Genomic DNA, 19,034 nt, shown 5'->3' with positions numbered 1-19,034 from the left:
GCGCACCATGTACCAGCACTTCATACAGGGCCTGCAACGGCTCGGCCGCGCCTTGATGCTGCCCATCGCCATCCTGCCCATCGCCGGGCTGCTGCTGCGCCTGGGCGATACCGACCTGCTCGACATCGCCCTGGTGCATGACGCCGGGCAAGCGATCTTCGCCAACCTGGCGCTGATCTTCGCCGTCGGCATCGCCGTGGGCTTCGCCCGCGACAACAACGGCACCGCCGGGTTGGCGGGGGCCATCGGCTACCTGGTGCTGGTGGCCACGCTGAAGGTGATCGACCCGAAGATCGACATGGGCATGCTCGCTGGCATCCTCTGCGGCCTGCTGGCGGGCGGCCTGTACAACCGCTGCAAGGATATCCAGCTGCCGGACTACCTGGCGTTCTTCGGCGGGCGGCGCTTCGTGCCGATCGCCACCGGCCTGTCGGCGGTGGCCCTGGGCTTGCTGTTCGGGCTGATCTGGCCGCCGATCCAGAACGGCATCAACGAGCTCGGCCAGCTGATGCTGGAAAGCGGCAGCATCGGCGCGTTCTTCTTTGGGGTGCTCAACCGGTTGCTGATCATCACCGGCCTGCACCACATCCTCAACAACCTGGTGTGGTTCGTCTTCGGCAGCTTCCAGGGGGCGACGGGGGGCGTGGTGACAGGCGACCTGGCGCGCTACTTCGCCGGCGACCCCAACGCCGGGCAGTTCATGGCCGGCATGTTCCCGATGATGATCTTCGGCCTGCCCGCCGCGTGCCTGGCCATGTACCGCCATGCACTGCCGGCCCGGCGCAAGTTGATCGGCGGGGTGTTGCTGTCGATGGCGCTGACCTCGGCCTTGACGGGGGTGACCGAGCCGATCGAGTTCGCCTTCATGTTCCTCGCGCCGCTGCTGTACCTGATCCATGCGCTGCTGACCGGGCTGTCCATGGCGGTATGCGACCTGCTGGGCATTCGCCTGGGGTTCACCTTCTCCGGCGGCGCCATCGACATGGCCCTGGGCTGGGGGCGCTCGAGCAATGGTTGGCTGGTGTTTCCGGTGGGCCTGCTGTATGCGCTGGTCTACTACTTCGTGTTCGACTTCTGTATCCGCCGCTTCAACCTGAAGACACCGGGTCGAGAGGATCAACCCGCCTCGGAACAGGAAGCCGGTACCGATGCGTCGCGGGCTCGGCGCTACATCGATGCATTGGGTGGAGCCGGCAACCTGCAAGGTGTCGATGCCTGCACCACCCGCCTGCGCCTGGTCCTGAGCGACCGCAACCTGGCCAACGACCCCGCGTTGAAAGCCCTGGGCGCCCTGGCCGTGGTACGCCCCGGCAGCGCTGGCAGCCTGCAGGTGGTGGTGGGACCGATGGCCGACGCCCTTGCCGATGAAATCCGCGCCGAATTGCCCCAAGCCCTGAGCGCCGTCCCTGAGGCGGGGCACAGGCCGGTGGCCGACACCCAGGCGTTGGCCGTGGACGCATGGCTGCAGGCACTGGGTGGGCGCGACAACCTGCTGCAGGTCGATTGCGTAGCCACGAGTCGGCTCCGGATCCGGTTCAAGGACGAGGGCAAGGTGACAGAAGAAGGTTTGCGGCTACTCGGTTGCCAGGGCGTGAGTCGCCAGGACGCTGGTGTCAGCCATCTGCTGCTGGGGCCCCAGGCAGCAGCCCTGGGCCAGGCCTTGAAGAGCTGAACCTCGGCTCAAGCGTGCAGCCGCATCGGGTTTACGCTTCCGGTACGGCTGCCATCTGAACATCGCGTAGGTAGCCCCCGCCAAGCTTGAAAGACACTCAACACCTGGCGAAAGGATGGGCTTGATTTCGCCGTAGGAAATTTCTTCCATATTCGTTCGCCTCATCAAGTACGCCACGCTGTTTGTCCCAACCATCCTACGCGGGACTTTCAGCATGACGAGCACGTTCAAAAGGCCGGTACTGCAAAGCGACTTTGCCCTGAATCAACTGACCGGTATTGCGTGGACATTGCCGGAGCACGACTTCGTTCTGCTCTTCCAGCCCATTTTCGGCGACGGCATTGCCGTGGATATCTACCAGAACATGTGGCTCGCCCTGCGCGAAGGCCAGCTCGAAAACCCCGAATACCACGTGTTCGAAGGCGACGAACGCCAGCGTACCGTCGTTTACGACGATGACGAGCTAACCTTGCTGGTCAGGCAGGGCGCCATCGAACAGGCCATCAGCGAACCGCACACCTCCCCTGACCTGTTACTGGCATTGGTGGGCGGATTCGGCCAGTACCTGGCGAGCCTGATCCAGTTCGAATGGCATCACCTGGGTGGCACCGAGGCACCTGTGCTGACAGCGGAACAGGCCAGGCAAACCGGCGCCCGCTACGCCAGCCTGATGACCTTCGTCGACGGCTCTGCCAAGCAGGACATGATCTTTGGGCATTACATCCGTGATGGACACAAGGCACCGCTGGCCCTGGACATGAGCGAGGCTCCGGCACTTGAAAAGAACTTTCAGGAGCCCCCGCAAAAAATCGTTATCCAACCACGCTTCGCTGCGGGTGCGGACGGCCATGAAGCGATCGAGCAAGTGCTTGAGGACGTCGGCTTCAGCCCATTTGAATGCAAAGCGATCTATTTCGGCAATTGGCTGCGCGACTACTCGCAACTGGTTGATCCCAAGATAGTTCGCCCGGTGGGTGCGCCGAAACAATTCCCCCGCAAGTTCTCCCGGAAAGCGCTCACCCTGATCGTCGATGTATTGGCAGATAAACCGTTCCAATCGTTGCGAGCATCCGATGCCGAGTACTATCGCGTGACCGAGCGTTTACTGGGTGTGTATCGCGCATCGGAGCACATCGACAACCCCACCAACCACGATGCGAACGTCCAAAACCCGAAAGAGATCGATGAGTGGTTCGATACGCCGGTCTTGCCCGGCGACATCGCAACACAGGTGCACCCCGAAAAGTCGATGAAACGGTACATCAACGCTCCGTACGAATACATGCTTGGAAAACTCGGGGACGCCATCAAACATGGCAAGACCCCCCGCGGCATGCGCTATTTCGGTGAAGCGCTGCATGTACTCGAGGACTACTTCGCGCATTCGAACTTCGTGGAACTGAGCCTGCGCAAACAAGGCCATGATGTGCTGCCCTGGACCACACAGGCTGAATGCAAACATGGTTTTCCCGTGGTGACCGGCCTGTTTTCGGGCTCCGATATTTTCGCCAGCATCGCCGAGCCATTGGGCAAGCTTCTGTTCCCCAAAGAGGTACCAATCTATCAGCACCTCGTTCCCGGCTACCGAAGTACGGCCGAGCGAATCCTGGCGATCATCCTTGATGAACTGGAAAACCCACTATGGGGCAATACGCTGAAAACGCTCCTGAAACTTCGTGATCAGGTGGCCGCGAACCCGCTGTTCCGCTACGTCAACCTGGCGGTGTGGGTATTGACCCTGCCGTTGAAACTGATTGCCTACTACTGCAGTGAAGTCTTCCAATCGCTGTTCCAATGGCTTGGGGACCGGGTGGGCCATGAGCAATCGAGGTGGAGCGGCAACCCGAACGAAGAAAAGCATACGGATGCCACCCACTCACAACTGGCCAAGGACCACGATTCGCATCCCCTGCATGATTTGGCAACGAAGCTGGCGCGCCATGCGGTCACCGTGGTGGGTGAAGGAATGCTGCGTTTCTGGAACGAAGAGACCGATACACTGCCCATCGAGCTGGCCGCGCAATTCATCCGTCACCCCTATGACACGGACTGGCAGGACGAGCTCGTGAAGGAATGGGCTGCGGCAAACACGCACAATGTCACGGCTGCTACATCCATCGAAAACCTCCAACGGTTACACAATGAACATCTGTCCAGCCATTTTGACAAGTTGAAGGGCATGGGCCAGACATCCCGCTGACGTTGTGGAGGCCTTGAATGCACAAAGGGTGGACTGCTCTGCAGCCCACCCTTTGCATTGTTTCTGGTCCGCTGACGCTGTCAGAGATCCAGCAACTGCCAGATCTCATAGGCCGGTGTTTCATACGGGTGGCTGCGCTTGAGGGCGTCGACGACCTGGGCGATCAGTTCGTCGGCCACCACCAGCTCCACCTTCCACTCCTCGACCAGCTCGACCTGGCCCACCTGCCCGAGGTACGGCTGGCTGCCGTCCAACGGGCGGAACTGGCCCTGGCCAAGTGTTTGCCAGGCGCAGTGGTCATAGTCGCCGATGCGTCCGCCGCCAGCGGCGAACACAGCGGCCTTGACCACCTCGACATGACTGCCGGGGACGAAGAAGGCGAGCTTGTGCACCCTTAGTTCACCCAGACCCGCGCGTTGCGGAACATGCGCATCAGGGCCGCGTCTTCCTGCCACTCATCCGGGCGCCAGGAGTTCTGCACGGCGCGGAACATACGCTCCGGGTGCGGCATCATGATGGTCACGCGGCCGTCGCGGCTGGTGAGACCGGTGATCCCGCGCGGCGAGCCGTTCGGGTTGGCCGGGTACGCCTCGGTGACCTTGCCGTGGTTGTCGACGTAGCGCAGGGCCACGCAACCGGACAGGTCGGCTTCCAGCAGTGCCTCTTCGCTTGCGAACTCGGCATGGCCTTCGCCGTGGGCGATGGCGATCGGCATGCGCGAACCGGCCATGCCCTGCAGGAAGATCGAGTTGGACTTCTGCACCTCGACCATGGCCACACGCGCCTCGAACTGCTCGGAGCGGTTGCGCACGAAGTGCGGCCAGTACTCGGTGCCCGGGATCAGCTCGTGCAGGTTGGACATCATCTGGCAACCGTTGCACACGCCCAGGGCGAAGCTGTCGGTACGCTCGAAGAAGGCCTGGAAGGCGTCGCGGGCACGGGCGTTGAACAGCGCCGACTTGGCCCAGCCTTCACCGGCGCCGAGCACGTCGCCATAGGAGAAGCCACCGCAGGCCACCAGGCCCTTGAAGGCTTCGAAGTCGACACGACCAGCGAGGATGTCGCTCATGTGCACGTCGATGGCGGCAAAGCCTGCGCGGTCGAAGGCAGCGGCCATCTCGACCTGGCCGTTGACGCCCTGCTCGCGCAGGATCGCCACTTGCGGGCGCACGCCCTTCTTGATGTAGGGGGCGGCGATGTCGTCGTTGACGTCATAGCCCAGCTTGACCGACAGGCCTGGGTTGTCTTCCTCGAGCAGCAGGTCGAATTCCTGGTCGGCGCAATCGGCGTTGTCACGCAGGCGCTGGACCTGGTAGCTGGTCTCGGCCCACTGGCGCTGCAGCAGGCGGCGGTCGCCCTTGAACAGCTCGGTGCCTTCGAACTTGATCAGCACTTCACCGTTGTTGATCGGCTGGCCGATCACGGCGACGCAATCCTCGCCCAGGCCGGCGGCGCTGAACTGAGCCAGCACGTCCGGGGTGGCGTCCTGACGCACCTGGATCACCGCGCCCAGCTCTTCGTTGAAGAGGATGGCCGCGATTTTCTCGCGCTTGCTGGTCAGGGTGTCGAGTTCCAGCTCCAGGCCGCAATGGCCGGCGAAGGCCATTTCCAGCACGGTGGTCATCAGGCCGCCGTCGGAACGGTCGTGGTAGGCCAGCAGGTGACCGTCGGCATTGAGCCCCTGGATCACTGCGAAGAACGCCTTGAGGTCTTCGGCGTCGTCGACGTCAGGCGCGGCACTGGCCAGCTTGGCGTGGGTCTGCGCCAGGATCGAGGCGCCCATGCGGTTCTGACCGCGGCCCAGGTCGATCAGGATCAGGTCGGTTTCGCCCTTGTCCATGCGCAGTTGCGGGGTCAGCGTTTTGCGAATGTCGGTGACCGGGGCGAAGCCGGTGATGATCAGCGACATCGGCGAGGTCACGCTCTTCTCGGCGCCCTCTTCGCTCCACTTGGTCTTCATCGACATCGAGTCTTTGCCGACCGGGATGGTGATGCCCAGCTCCGGGCACAGCTCCATGCCCACGGCCTTGACGGTGTCGTACAGGCGAGCGTCTTCGCCTGGGTGGCCGGCAGCGGACATCCAGTTGGCCGACAGTTTGATGTCGGACAGCTTGTCGATGCGCGAGGCGGCCAGGTTGGTAATGGTCTCGCCGATCGCCATGCGCCCGGAAGCCGGGGCATCCAGCAGCGCCAGCGGGGTACGCTCGCCCATGGCCATGGCTTCACCGGTATAGACGTCGAAGCTGGTCGCGGTGACGGCGCAGTCGGCCACCGGTACCTGCCACGGGCCGACCATCTGGTCGCGGGCGACCAGGCCGGTGATGGTGCGGTCGCCGATGGTGATCAGGAAGCTCTTGCTGGCCACGGCCGGGTGGCGCAGGACGCGTTCGATGGAGTCGCTCAGGTCCAGCGTGCTCGGGTCGAAATCATCGCCCTGCTCCGCTTCGCGGGTGACCGAACGGTGCATGCGCGGCGGTTTGCCCAGCAGCACGTCCAGTGGCATGTCCACCGGGGTGTTGTCGAAGTGGCTGTCGGTGACGGTCAGGTGCGGCTCTTCGGTGGCCTCGCCGACCACCGCGAACGGGCAGCGCTCGCGCTCGCAGATGGCCTGGAAGCGCTCGAAGTCCTCGGCGCTGACTGCCAGCACGTAGCGTTCCTGCGACTCGTTGCTCCAGATCTCGTGCGGGGCCATGCCCGGCTCGTCGTTGGGTACGTTGCGCAGCTCGAAGCGGCCACCACGGCCACCGTCGTTCACCAGCTCAGGGAAGGCGTTGGAGATACCGCCGGCACCGACGTCGTGGATGAAGGCGATTGGGTTCTTGTCACCCAGCTGCCAGCAACGGTCGATGACCTCCTGGCAACGGCGCTCCATTTCCGGGTTTTCGCGCTGCACCGAGGCGAAGTCCAGGTCGGCGGAGCTGGCGCCGGTGGCGACCGACGAAGCGGCGCCGCCGCCCAGGCCGATCAGCATGGCCGGGCCACCGAGCACGATCAGCTTGGCGCCGACGGTGATCTCGCCCTTCTGCACGTGGTCTTCACGGATGTTGCCCATGCCGCCGGCAAGCATGATCGGCTTGTGGTAGCCGCGCACTTCATCACCGTGGGGGGTGCTGATGCGCTGCTCGAAGGTACGGAAGTAACCGGTCAGGGCAGGACGGCCGAATTCGTTGTTGAACGCGGCGCCGCCCAGCGGGCCTTCGATCATGATGTCCAGGGCGTCGACGATACGCTCGGGCTTGCCGTAGGCCTGTTCCCAGGGTTGCTCGAAGCCCGGGATGCGCAGGTTCGATACGGTGAAACCGGTCAGGCCGGCTTTTGGCTTGGCGCCACGACCGGTGGCGCCTTCGTCGCGGATCTCGCCGCCGGAGCCGGTGGAGGCGCCGGAGAATGGGGCGATGGCGGTCGGGTGGTTGTGCGTTTCGACCTTCATCAGGATGTGCACCGGCTCCTGCACCGCGCCGTACTGGCGGGTCTCAGGGTTCGGGAAGAAGCGGCCGGCCACCGAACCGACGATCACCGAGGCGTTGTCCTTGTAGGCGGACAGCACACCCTCGTTGTGCATCTGGTAGGTGTTCTTGATCATGCCGAACAGGCTTTTCTCCTGCGCCTGGCCGTCGATGTCCCAGCTGGCGTTGAAGATCTTGTGGCGGCAGTGCTCGGAGTTGGCCTGGGCGAACATCATCAACTCGATGTCGTTCGGGTTGCGCTGCAAGCCCTGGAAGGCAGCGACCAGGTAGTCGATCTCGTCTTCGGCCAGGGCCAGGCCCAGGTCGATGTTGGCTTGCGCCAGGGCGGCGCGGCCACCGGCCAGCACGTCGACCGAGGTCATCGGCTTGGGCTGGGCGTGGCTGAACAGGTCGGCGGCGTCTTCCAGCTGGCCCAGCACACGCTGGGTCATGCGGTCGTGCAGTTCGCTGGCGATGAGCTGGGCGTCAGTGTCGCTGATGTTGCCGGCGACGTAGTAGGCGATGCCGCGCTCCAGGCGCTGGATCGACTGCAGGCCGCAGTTGTGGGCGATGTCGCTGGCCTTGGATGCCCAGGGCGAGATGGTGCCCAGGCGCGGCACTACCAGGTACAGGCGGCCGGTCGGCTCCTGCACCGGTACGCTCGGGCCGTACTTGAGCAGACGGCCCAGCACCTGCTGCTGGTCGGCGGTCAGCTCGCCGTCGACGTCGGCGAAATGGGCGAATTCGGCATACAAACCAGTAACAGCGGGGACTTTCTGGCTCAGTTGCTCGAGTAATTTACCGTGGCGAAAGGCAGAAAGGGCAGGAGCGCCGCGCAGGATCAACATCGTCGGGACAGCCTCAGGAAGGGGTGTGCTTAGAGGCCGTGCATTCTAGCCTAATTCGCAGGCTTTCGGCACCCGCTCTAAGCCACGGCTGCCGGGCGGCGGAACCGGACCTGAAGGTCAAAAAAACCAGGGCTTAATCGTGGGAGCGGGCTTGCCCCGCGATGGGATCTGAAAGCCAGTGAAGCCCCCCATTCGCGGGGCAAGCCCACTCCCACAACTGTCCGCATGTCGCTACAGGCGTAAAATTCGCTATCAGACAACCCGCATATTGTCGAGATATGGCGCCAGCAGTCCTTTGCGTATACTGCACCCTATGTTCGCCCACACTGCTTTGCGCCAGCGTTGCGCCAGATGGCTCTTCGCAACCGGACTCTTCCTGATGCTCGGTGCCTGCGTTGAAAAACCCAGCACCCTCGAACGCGTCAAGGAGGACGGCGTATTGCGCGTGATTACCCGCAACAGCCCAGCCACCTACTTCCAGGACCGCAACGGCGAAACCGGCTTCGAGTACGAGCTGGTCAAGCGCTTCGCCGACGACCTGGGGGTAAAACTCGAGATCGAGACCGCCGACAACCTCGACGAACTGTTCGACCAGCTGGGCAAACCGTCCGGCCCGGTGCTGGCCGCCGCCGGCCTGGTCAGCAGCGAACGGCGCACGGCCCAGGCGAAATTCTCCCACCCATACCTGGAAGTCACGCCCCAGGTCATCTACCGCAACGGCCGCCCGCGCCCCACCAACGCCAAGGGCCTGGTGGGCAAGAAGATCATGGTGCTCAAGGGCAGCAGCCATGCCGACCAGTTGGCAGCGCTGAAACAGCAGAACCCTGGCCTGCAATACGAAGAATCCGATGCCGTCGAAGTGGTCGACCTGCTGCGCATGGTCGACGAAGGCCAGATCGACCTCACGCTGGTCGACTCCAATGAACTGGCAATGAACCAGGTGTACTTCCCCAACGTGCGTGTAGCCTTTGACCTGGGGGATACCCGCGACCAGCGCTGGGCAGTGGCCGCCGGCGAAGACAACAGCCTGCTCAACGAGGTCAACGAGTTCCTCGACAAGGCGCAGAAAGATGGCACCCTGCAACGCCTGAAAGACCGCTACTACGGGCATGTCGACGTGCTCGGCTATGTCGGCGCCTACACCTTCGCCCAGCACCTACAGCAGCGTCTGCCCAAATACGAGAAGCACTTCAAGAGCTATGCCAAGGTCGAACAGGTGGACTGGCGGCTGCTGGCTGCCATCGGCTACCAGGAGTCCATGTGGCAGCCGGAAGTCACCTCCAAGACCGGCGTGCGCGGCCTGATGATGCTCACCCAGCGCACGGCGCAAGCCATGGGCGTCTCGAATCGCCTGGACCCCAGGCAGAGCATCCAGGGCGGCGCCAAGTACTTCATGAAGATCAAGGCGGAGCTCGACGACAGCATCAAGGAGCCCGACCGTACCTGGTTCGCCCTGGCCGCCTACAACGTCGGCAGCGGCCACCTGGAAGATGCCCGCACCCTGGCCAAGCGCGAAAAGCTCAACCCCAACAAATGGCTGGACGTGAAGAAGATGCTGCCGCGGCTGTCGCAGAAGCAGTGGTATCGACAGACCAAATACGGCTACGCCCGCGGCGGCGAACCGGTGCACTTCGTGGCCAACATCCGTCGTTACTACGACATCCTCACCTGGGTGACCCAGCCGCAGCTCGAAGGCCAGGTGGCCGAAGGCAACCTGCATGTACCCGGGGTGAACAAGGACAAGCCGGCCGAGCAGGCGGCGCCGATGTGACAGCGGCGGTCTGTGGGATGTTTGCCGGATGCACCGGCCTCTTCGCGGGCAAGCCCGCTCCCACAGAAGCACCCTAGTTTTTGAAGCATGCGCTGAACCTGTGGGAGCGGGCTTGCCCGCGAAGAGGCCCGCACAGCCAACACAACCTTTCAGGACTCAGGTTTTCGACCGTCGCGCCTTGAAGAACTCGCTCAGGATCGCCCCGCATTCCTCTGCCAGCACCCCACCCTCCACCATCACCCGATGGTTGAGAAAGCCCTGGCCAAAGAACTGCCCCTGGCTCTGCACGACCCCGGCCTTGGGCTCCAGCGCTCCGTACACCACCCGCGCCACCCGCGAATGCACGATCAACCCCGCGCACATGCTGCACGGCTCCAGGGTCACGTACAGGGTGCTGCCAGGCAGGCGGTAGTTGCTGGCGGACTTGGCCGCCGCGCGGATCGCGACCATTTCGGCATGGGCACTGGGGTCGCTGTCGATGATCGGCCGGTTGAAGCCCTGGCCAATCACCTGGCCGTGCTGCACCAGCACCGCCCCCACGGGCACTTCGCCCATGGCCGCACCCTGGGCTGCCAGTTCCAGCGCCAGGCGCATGAATTCCTGGTCGCGGCTGCGATCGATGATCTGTGGACGCATCAGACCACCGCGATCGCGGCCATCAGGCCGGTTTCCATGTGGTCGATGACGTGGCAATGGAACATCCAGGTACCCGGGTTATCCGCCACCAGCGCCACCTGGGCGCGCTCGTTCTTGCCCAGCAAGTAGGTGTCGGTGAACCACGGTTCGACGATCTTGCGGCGATTGGAGGCGATCACCTTGAAACTCATGCCGTGCAGGTGGATCGGGTGCTGGTACTGGGTCATATTCTTCAATTCGAGGATATAGCTCTTACCCCGCGTGAGCGTGGCGATCGGCCGGTCGGCGCAGGTCTTGTCGGTGATGTCCCAGGCCTGGCCGTTGATCTGCCACAGGCTCGGCGGCTTGCCGTTGTCGGTGTTCACCGACACCTTGCCGACCCATTCGAAATTGAAGTTGAGCTTCTCGGCATTCTCCAGGTCCGGCTCGGCGACCGGGTTGGGCGGCAGCGCCTTGGGCCAGTCGCCCGGCGCCTCGCTGCTGGGCACCGAACGCAAGGTGCCCAGGCGCACGAAACCGTCACGCAGGGAAATTTCTTCGCCCGCCTGGGGAATGCGGATGGCCAGGCAGATGCGCATGCCCGGGCCGAGCCAGTAGTCGTCGTCCAGCGGGCGCGGCGTGATCGGGTTGCCGTCGAGGGCGTAGATCATCGCCTCGCAGTTGCCCTTGAGGTTGAGCCGGTAGGTCCAGGTATTGTCCAGGTTCAGCAGGCGCACCCGCACCACGTGCCCGGCGGGCAGCTCGGTAACCGAGTCGGCCTGGCCGTTGATGGTGATCAGGCGCCCGGCAGTGCCGTTGCGCGCGGCCTCGCGCGGCACGCTGAAAGGCATCCAGGCGCCCTGCTCGTCCACGTGCCAGTTCTTCAGGCTCAGGGTGCGCTCATGCAGGAACCCGGTCGGTTCGCGCTCCTCGACGATCAGCGGGCCGACCAGGCCGCGGCCGAGCTCTTCGGAGCTGCTGACATGTGGGTGGTACCAGTAGCTGCCCGCGTCCGGCACCTTGAACTTGTAGTCGAAGTACTCGCCCGGCTTGACCGGCAACTGCGACACATAAGGCACGCCGTCCATTTCCAGCGGCAGGCGGATGCCATGCCAATGAATGGTGGTTTCCACCGGCAGGTGGTTGATGAAGCGAACTCGCAGCCAGGTACCCTGGCGCACCCGCAGCTCGGTGCCCGGTGCCGAAGGCCCGAAGGCCCAGGCTTCGGTCTTGAAGCCTGGCACCAACTCGACGTCCAGCGGTGCGGCGATCAGTTCGTAGTCGTGCCCGGCGTTGTCGTCCTCGACCTTGCCCAGCCAGTAACGCGCCGCGCCCCCGGCGCCCAGGCCTACCACTACAAGGCCGGTCAGGCCTTTGAGCATTTGTCGACGGGTAAAGGACATCGGTGCGGGTACCTCGTGTTCTGCGCAATCTGTCGGCCAGCGGGGCCGGCAATGAAGGGCGAATACGATACACCTGCATTTGCGAAAGATTAAGTGAAGTCTTGCCGCAGGCGTCTGCAAGCCCTGGCGCAGAGGCTTTCTTGCCCAAACAAGGGCGTGCTGCTTAAGTGATGTCATGGGGCCAGGGACTCGGGGGAGCGCAGCACCATGGAACGAAACAACCATTTGCTTGGGGTCACGTTGCTGTTTGCCGTTGCCTTGCTGCTGGTACCGAAGATCATCCTGATCAGCTACTTCTCCAGCCGCTGGATCGACACCGACCTGGCCAGTCTCTGCCTGTACCTGTTGCAGGACCTGCTGCTTGCCGCGCTGGTCTACCTGCTGGCGATCACCACGCTGCGCAGGCACCGCTACAACTTCTTCCTGATCGCCCTGCTGGCCGGCGCCCTGCTGCTGTTCCTGTTGATAGACATGCGCGTAAGGGAGCTGTGGCTCAAACCGCTGGACTGGGCGCTGATCCACTACAGCCTGCAGAACGCCAGCAACCTCACGTCGGGCGCCCAGGTGTTCCTCAACCAGTTGGCCGGCTTTGGCCTGACCTTCCGGTTCATCGTGTTCGTGCTGTTCCTGGCTTACCTGGCCACCTGGTCGCTGGTGGGCATTGCCACCTACCGAGCGTTCAAACGCCCGCCAACACCCCACTCGCGGCCCGCAAAGGCGGGGCTGGCCGTGCTGCTGTGCGGCCTGCTGCTAGGCGCCCTCTACGCGAAGGACGCCCGCTACGACCTGAATGAGAACATCGTCACCAGCCCGCTGGTCGCGGCACTGAAGAACACCAGCGGCCTGAACGCCAGCCAGAATGCCAACCTGCTGCCCTTCGAACAGCCCGCCTACCCGCTGTCGGCCATCAATGCGCTGCCCAGAATCGACGCCTCACCAGCGCCTGCGTTCAAGAACCTGGTGTTCATCGTCATGGAGTCGGTGCGCTGGAACAGCATCTTCGGTGCGGGCATCGACACCGCCGAACGCTACCCCACCTTCGACCGTCTTTCCCGCGAGGGCATGCTGACCAAATCGTATGTCACGGTGCCGCACTCCTCCAAAGGCTATTACTCGATCTTCACCGGGCAGCACGCCTACCCCGGCGTTGAAATCAAGGAGGCGATGCACCTGTACCAGCCTGGCGTAATCCATGAGCTGAAACAGAGGCACAACATGGAAGCGGTCGCCTTCAGCTCCTTGTTCCTGCAATTCGAGAACATGGACGGTTTCCTCAAGTCCATCGGCGTCTCCAAGGCCTATTCGGTGGCGGACATCGCGCCCGCCAACAGCCTTGCACAGAACAGCAGCAGCTTTGGCCACAGCGATGAACTGCTCTATGCGTCCAGCATTCCCTACCTGCAAGCCATCAACCAGTCAGGTAAAGGTTTCATCGCCCTGTACTTCCCAAGTGCGGCCCACTACCCCTACGACTGCACGGACACCTCCGCCTCGCAGCCTGCGCTGGAAAAGTACGAGGCGTGCATAAAAGCAACCGACACCTTGGTGGGGCAGACCCTCGAAAGTTTCGAAACGTCGGGCCTGCTCGATTCCACCTTGTTCGTGCTGGTGGGCGACCATGGCGAGTCGTTTGGCGAACATGGGCTGTTCATTCACAACTCCTCCATGCACGAAGAAGAAGTGACCGTGCCACTGATTTTCTGGGCCAAGGGCACGACGCTGCCCAAACCCGCCGCCACCACCAGCCAGCAGACCGATATCGCCCCCACCGTGGCGGACTTCTTCGGCGTGACCGATGCGACCTTCAAGGTGCAAGGCATCAGCCTGCTGCGCCCCCACGACAAGCGGGCGTTCTTCATGTCGACGTTCTTCGACCAGCTGTCGTCGGCGCTGGTGGAGCACCCGTACAAGTACATCTACGAGTACAGCCCGGACACCCTGGTGCGCTACCACCTGGAGGATGATCCGCAGGAAAGGCACCCGCAACCTGTCGAGGGCGACGCGTTCACAGCCACGAAGAACCGCTTGCTGTCCTATGACGCGTATCAGAAGGCGTTTTTCTCAAAGGAGCCGGAACAGCGCGAATGATCGGGGCAGATACGACAAGGGCGCCTTGCGGCGCCCTTGTGGCTCAACTCACTCCCACTCGATAGTGGCAGGCGGCTTGCTCGACACGTCGTAGGTGACGCGGGAGATACCGGCGATTTCGTTGATGATACGGCCGCTGACGGTTTCCAGCAGCTCGTACGGCAGGTGCGCCCAACGCGCAGTCATGAAGTCCACGGTCTCGACGGCGCGCAGCGCCACGACCCAGGCGTAGCGACGGCCGTCGCCGACGACGCCCACCGACTTGACCGGCTGGAACACCACGAACGCCTGGCTGGTCTTGTGGTACCAGTCGGCCTTGCGCAGTTCTTCGATGAAGATGTGGTCGGCACGACGCAGGATGTCGGCGTATTCCTTCTTCACTTCACCGAGGATGCGCACGCCCAGGCCTGGACCTGGGAACGGGTGGCGGTAGACCATGTCGTACGGCAGGCCCAGTTCCAGGCCGATCTTGCGCACTTCGTCCTTGAACAGCTCACGCAGCGGCTCGACCAGCTTGAGGTTCATTTCCTCCGGCAGGCCACCGACGTTGTGGTGCGACTTGATCACGTGGGCCTTGCCGCTCTTGGCGCCGGCCGACTCGATCACGTCGGGGTAGATGGTGCCCTGGGCGAGGAACTGGATGTTGTCCAGCTTGCTGGCTTCGGCATCGAACACGTCGATGAAGGTGCGGCCGATGATCTTGCGCTTCTTCTCCGGGTCGGCTTCGCCTTCCAGGTTGTCGAGGAACTGCTTCTCGGCGTCGGCGCGGATCACCTTGACGCCCATGTTCTCCTTGAACATGGCCATCACCTGGTCACCTTCGTGCAGGCGCAGCAGGCCATTGTCGACGAACACGCAGGTCAGCTGGTCGCCGATGGCGCGGTGCAGCAGCGCCGCAACCACCGAGCTGTCGACGCCGCCGGACAGACCCAGCAGGACGTTGGCCGAACCGACTTGCTCGCGCACCTGGGCGATGGCGTCTTCGACGATGTTCGACGGGGTCCACAGGGCTTCACAGCCGCAGATGTCCTGGACGAAGCGGGACAGGATGCGACCACCTTGCTTGGTGTGGGTCACTTCCGGGTGGAACTGCACGCCGTAGTAGCCCAGGGCGTCGTCGTACATGCCGGCAATCGGGCAGCTCGGGGTGCTGGCCAGCACGTTGAAGTTGCCCGGCATCTGGGTGACCTTGTCACCGTGGCTCATCCACACGTCCAGGCCCAGCACGCCGTCATCGTCGACGTGGTCTTCGATGCCGTCGAGCAGGCGGCTCTTGCCGACCACGTCAACGCGGGCGTAGCCGAACTCGCGCAGCTCGGAACCTTCGACCTTGCCGCCCATCTGCTCGGCCATGGTCTGCATGCCGTAGCAGATGCCCAGTACCGGGACTTTCAGGTCGAACACGGCCTGCGGGGCACGTGGGCTGTTGGCTTCGTGGACCGACTCGGGGCCACCGGCCAGGATGATGCCGCGCGGGTTGAATTCGCGGATCGCTTCATCGTCCATGTCGAACGGGTGCAGTTCGCAGTACACGCCGATTTCGCGCACGCGGCGGGCGATCAGCTGGGTGTACTGGGAACCGAAGTCGAGGATCAGGATGCGGTGAGCGTGAATGTCGAGGGCCATGACTCAATCTCGTCAGTGGGAATCTTGAAACGACGCGGGGCTGTTTATGACAGCCCCGTTCGGTAATTGCTGGAAGCCTTAGCCTACGCGGTAGTTAGGGGCTTCTTTGGTGATCTGCACGTCATGCACGTGGGACTCGGCCATGCCGGCGCCGGTGATGCGCACGAACTCCGGCTTGGTGCGCATCTCTTCGATGGTCGCGCTGCCGGTGTAGCCCATGGACGAACGCAGGCCGCCCATCAGCTGGTGGATGATCGCGGCCAGGGCGCCTTTGTACGGGACGCGGCCTTCGATACCTTCCGGTACCAGCTTCTCGGCACCGGCCGAGGAGTCCTGGAAGTAACGGTCGGAGGAGCCCTGCGCCTGCGCCATGGCACCCAACGAGCCCATGCCGCGGTAAGCCTTGTACGAGCGGCCCTGGAACAGCTCGACTTCGCCCGGGGCTTCTTCGGTACCGGCGAACATCGAACCCATCATCACGCAGGACGCACCGGCAACGATGGCCTTGGACAGGTCACCGGAGAAACGGATACCGCCATCGGCGATCAGGGGCACGCCAGTGCCTTCCAGTGCGGCGGCGACGTTGGCGATGGCGCTGATCTGCGGCACGCCGACACCGGCGACGATACGGGTGGTGCAGATCGAGCCTGGGCCGATACCGACCTTGACGGCGTCGGCGCCGGCTTCGGCCAGGGCCTTGGCGGCGGCGCCAGTGGCGATGTTGCCGCCGATCACCTGCACTTGCGGGTAGGTCTCTTTGACCCAACGCACGCGGTCGATCACGCCTTTGGAGTGACCGTGGGCGGTGTCGACCACCACCACGTCAACGCCAGCAGCCACCAGGGCAGCAACGCGCTCACCGGTGTCCTTGCCGGTGCCGACCGCGGCGCCGACGCGCAGGCGACCTTGGTCGTCCTTGCTCGCCAGCGGGTAGGCCTTGGCCTTTTCGATGTCCTTGACGGTCATCATGCCCTTGAGGGCGAACTTGTCGTCGACGATCAGGACTTTTTCCAGGCGGTGCTTGTGCAGCAGCTCGCGGACTTCGTTCTTGTCGGCGCCTTCGCGGACGGTGACCAGACGCTCTTTGGGGGTCATCACGTCGCGGACCTTGGCGTCCAGGCGGGTTTCGAAGCGCACGTCACGGGAAGTGACGATACCGACCAGGTCGCCGTTCTCCAGCACCGGAACACCCGAGATGTTGTTCAGGCGGGTCAGGTCGAACAGGTCGCGCACGGTGGCGTCAGCGTCGATGGTGATCGGGTCTTTGACCACGCCAGCCTCGAACTTCTTGACCTTGCGCACTTCGCCGGCCTGCTGCTCGATGGTCATGTTCTTGTGGATGATGCCGATGCCGCCTTCCTGGGCCATGGCGATGGCCAGGCGCGCTTCGGTCACGGTATCCATGGCGGCGGAGACCAGGGGAATGTTCAGCTCGATGCCACGAGTCAAACGGGTCTTGAGACTGACTTCATTGGGCAGTACCTCGGAGTAGCCAGGTACAAGGAGGATATCGTCGAAGGTCAGGGCTTCTTGGCTGATACGCAGCATCGCGGGGGCTCCCGGGAGGGAAAAATGGAAGCGCGCCATTATACCCATCCAAGGCGCGCCGCTCAATGCAAAATAAGGGCCTTCGGTCAGCCTTGTGGCAGTTTTACCTGCACCACCGCCACCGGCTGATCGAGCCAGTCGGCAAAGCTGTCGAGGAAGGCCTGGGTGAACCCGGCCTCGCCCCAGTTGTTGAAGATGAACCCGAGGTTGGAAAAGGCACATGGCTGCAAGTAAAGAAAGCCATTGATGTCGTCCTCGAAGCCGCACAGCGGGCAGGTGAAGTTGTCGCTCACCCCCGGCGTCCACTCCTCGAGGCTTTCGAACAGCGGCTCGCCGACCTCGCGCCGGCACTCCGGGCAGCCGGCCTCTTCGAGGAAACCGTCGGTGGGGGTGTAGATGCAGCGCTTGAGCACCACTTCCAGGCCGTTGACCTGTTGATCGAGCGGCAGCTTTTCCGGGTGCAGGGCGACCTTGCGCGCACCTTGCGCCAGGGCATGGCCCATGCGGTTGCCGGTGCGCCCGCAAGTGGTCAGCTGCTCCTCGACGATCTTCTCGCGCACCAGCCAGCGCAGGATGGCCCTCGAGCGGGCTTCGTGGGACGGCACGGTGGACAGTTTGGGGACGATGATGCTCTGGGTGTTCATGAACGAAACGGGCCTGCGGACTGCGGTAGTGGCGCAATTCTACAGCCTGCTCAGGCGCTCAGGTAGCGACCGATCAGCGCCAGGCCGCTGGCCAGCACCAACCAGGTGACCAGGCGCACAAAGGCTTCGCGGGACAGCTTCATCGTTAGCCGCCGGCCGAACCACAACCCGATGAACATCACTGGCAGCAGGCAGGCCGCCAGAAGCAGCAGACTGGTGTCGGCATAGACGCCGGCGATCAGGAACAGCGACAGACGCACCACCGTGCTGCAACTGATCAGCGCGCTCTGGGTGGCCCGCGCCTGCTCCTTGGACGCCAGCCGGCCGCTCAGGTAGATCGCATAGAGGAACCCGCCACTGCCGAACAACGCACCAAACAACCCGCCTACCGTGCCCATCGGCACCGCCCACAGTCCGGACAGGTTCGCCGGGCGTACCTTCACCGCCAGGCTGTAGATCGCATAAGCCGTAACGAACAGGCCCATCAGCAGCAGCAACAGGTCGGACTTGAGCCGCAGCAGGAACACCACGCCCAGGGCGCAGCCCACGGCCATGCACGGCAGCAGGCGCAGCAGTTCGCCGCGCACCACGTCCTTGCGCGAGGGCAGCAGGTTGCCGAAGGCGGCGACGAAGTCCAGCAGCACCAGCAGCGGGATGATCCGTGACAGGGGCATGAAGTGAATCAGTACCGGGCCCGCGACCAGCGCGGTGCCGAAGCCAGCGATGCCGAAGACGATGTAGGCGGCGGCGATGGCGAGCAGGATGGGGAGCCAGTCGAAGGGGGTTAGGGCGAGTTGGGTGAGCATCGTGCTGGGTCCTGGGGTCGTCCGTGGGGGTGTTTGTCGTGGGGATGCGGTGAGGCGAACAGGTGCAGGCCTTGAGGGTTATGGCGCCTATGAGATCGAGCGCCGCCCGCGCGGCGCATCGCTGGCAAGCCAGCTCCCACATTTGTTTCGGGCCAGTTACTCCTGAAAGGTCATCACTGTACGCCTTGTTGGTTCGACTCGGTATTGGAGTGGGCGCCACTGGCGCCTCGCCCGACTTGAGACATGCACCAAGGCGGACAGCGGCACCCTCACAGGAGTGATTGGCCCGAAATAGATGTGGGAGCTGGCTTGCCAGCGATGCGCCGCGCGGGCGGCGCTCGATCTCAAGGGCGCTGCAAGCACATCT

The 19,034-nt window shown here is 63.5% G+C and carries 12 protein-coding genes; 4 read left to right on the top strand and 8 right to left on the bottom strand.

The annotated features are described in order from the left end of the window. Positions 1 to 7 precede the first annotated feature (7 nt). Both nagE and IX761_RS22235 read left to right on the top strand, forming a co-directional pair. Positions 8 to 1,672, top strand: coding sequence for an N-acetylglucosamine-specific PTS transporter subunit IIBC (gene nagE, locus IX761_RS22240; protein WP_194791664.1), 1,665 nt, complete (start codon positions 8 to 10; stop codon positions 1,670 to 1,672). Positions 1,673 to 1,886: 214 nt separating this feature from the next. Continuing rightward, positions 1,887 to 3,872, top strand: a complete 1,986-nt coding sequence (locus IX761_RS22235) for an HET-C-related protein (protein ID WP_194791663.1) — start codon at positions 1,887 to 1,889, stop codon at positions 3,870 to 3,872. 80 nt (positions 3,873 to 3,952) lie between these two features. Here IX761_RS22235 and IX761_RS22230 read toward each other — a convergent pair whose 3' ends face one another. Both IX761_RS22230 and purL read right to left on the bottom strand, forming a co-directional pair. Then, positions 3,953 to 4,264 (bottom strand): YqfO family protein, encoded by a 312-nt coding sequence (locus IX761_RS22230; RefSeq protein ID WP_194791662.1) that lies wholly within the window; start codon positions 4,262 to 4,264, stop codon positions 3,953 to 3,955. Between the two features lie 2 nt (positions 4,265 to 4,266). Beyond that, positions 4,267 to 8,166, bottom strand: coding sequence for a phosphoribosylformylglycinamidine synthase (gene purL, locus IX761_RS22225; protein ID WP_194791661.1), 3,900 nt, complete (start codon positions 8,164 to 8,166; stop codon positions 4,267 to 4,269). A 313-nt stretch (positions 8,167 to 8,479) separates the two neighbouring features. Here purL and mltF point away from each other — a divergent pair, with 313 nt between their 5' ends. After that, entirely contained in the window at positions 8,480 to 9,937 is a 1,458-nt protein-coding gene (gene mltF, locus IX761_RS22220; RefSeq protein ID WP_194791660.1) for a membrane-bound lytic murein transglycosylase MltF, read from the top strand. 156 nt (positions 9,938 to 10,093) lie between these two features. On the opposite strand, the gene tadA is transcribed toward mltF, so the two are convergent. Together tadA and IX761_RS22210 are read right to left on the bottom strand one after the other, a co-directional pair. Beyond that, on the bottom strand, positions 10,094 to 10,573 hold the full coding sequence (gene tadA / locus IX761_RS22215; RefSeq protein WP_194791659.1) for a tRNA adenosine(34) deaminase TadA: 480 nt from the start codon (positions 10,571 to 10,573) through the stop codon (positions 10,094 to 10,096). Then, the gene (locus IX761_RS22210) at positions 10,573 to 11,955 is read right to left on the bottom strand and encodes a multicopper oxidase family protein (RefSeq protein WP_194791658.1); all 1,383 of its coding nucleotides are present in this window, start codon (positions 11,953 to 11,955) and stop codon (positions 10,573 to 10,575) included. Before IX761_RS22210 ends, tadA begins: the two co-directional genes overlap by 1 nt. A gap of 207 nt (positions 11,956 to 12,162) precedes the next feature. On the opposite strand from IX761_RS22210, the gene IX761_RS22205 reads away from it, so the two are divergent. Next, positions 12,163 to 14,043, top strand: coding sequence for an LTA synthase family protein (locus IX761_RS22205; RefSeq protein WP_194791657.1), 1,881 nt, complete (start codon positions 12,163 to 12,165; stop codon positions 14,041 to 14,043). 48 nt (positions 14,044 to 14,091) lie between these two features. Here the strand turns inward: IX761_RS22205 and guaA are convergent, their stop codons facing one another. From guaA to IX761_RS22185, 4 genes are all read right to left on the bottom strand, one after another. After that, on the bottom strand, positions 14,092 to 15,669 hold the full coding sequence (gene guaA, locus IX761_RS22200; protein WP_125465272.1) for a glutamine-hydrolyzing GMP synthase: 1,578 nt from the start codon (positions 15,667 to 15,669) through the stop codon (positions 14,092 to 14,094). A 78-nt stretch (positions 15,670 to 15,747) separates the two neighbouring features. Further along, a complete protein-coding gene (guaB, locus tag IX761_RS22195; RefSeq protein WP_023628475.1) occupies positions 15,748 to 17,217 on the bottom strand; it encodes an IMP dehydrogenase in 1,470 nt (489 codons plus the stop codon). 86 nt (positions 17,218 to 17,303) lie between these two features. After that, on the bottom strand, positions 17,304 to 17,861 hold the full coding sequence (locus IX761_RS22190) for a sugar ABC transporter ATPase (protein WP_194791656.1): 558 nt from the start codon (positions 17,859 to 17,861) through the stop codon (positions 17,304 to 17,306). 50 nt (positions 17,862 to 17,911) lie between these two features. Next, entirely contained in the window at positions 17,912 to 18,667 is a 756-nt protein-coding gene (locus IX761_RS22185) for a sulfite exporter TauE/SafE family protein (RefSeq protein ID WP_194791655.1), read from the bottom strand. Positions 18,668 to 19,034 lie beyond the last annotated feature (367 nt).

This window comes from Pseudomonas sp. UFMG81 (genome assembly GCF_015354575.1).
In the GTDB taxonomy this organism is placed as follows: Bacteria; Pseudomonadota; Gammaproteobacteria; order Pseudomonadales; family Pseudomonadaceae; genus Aquipseudomonas.
Note: the sequence above shows the minus strand (reverse complement) of the source record. Positions and strands in the feature narration are given on the sequence as shown.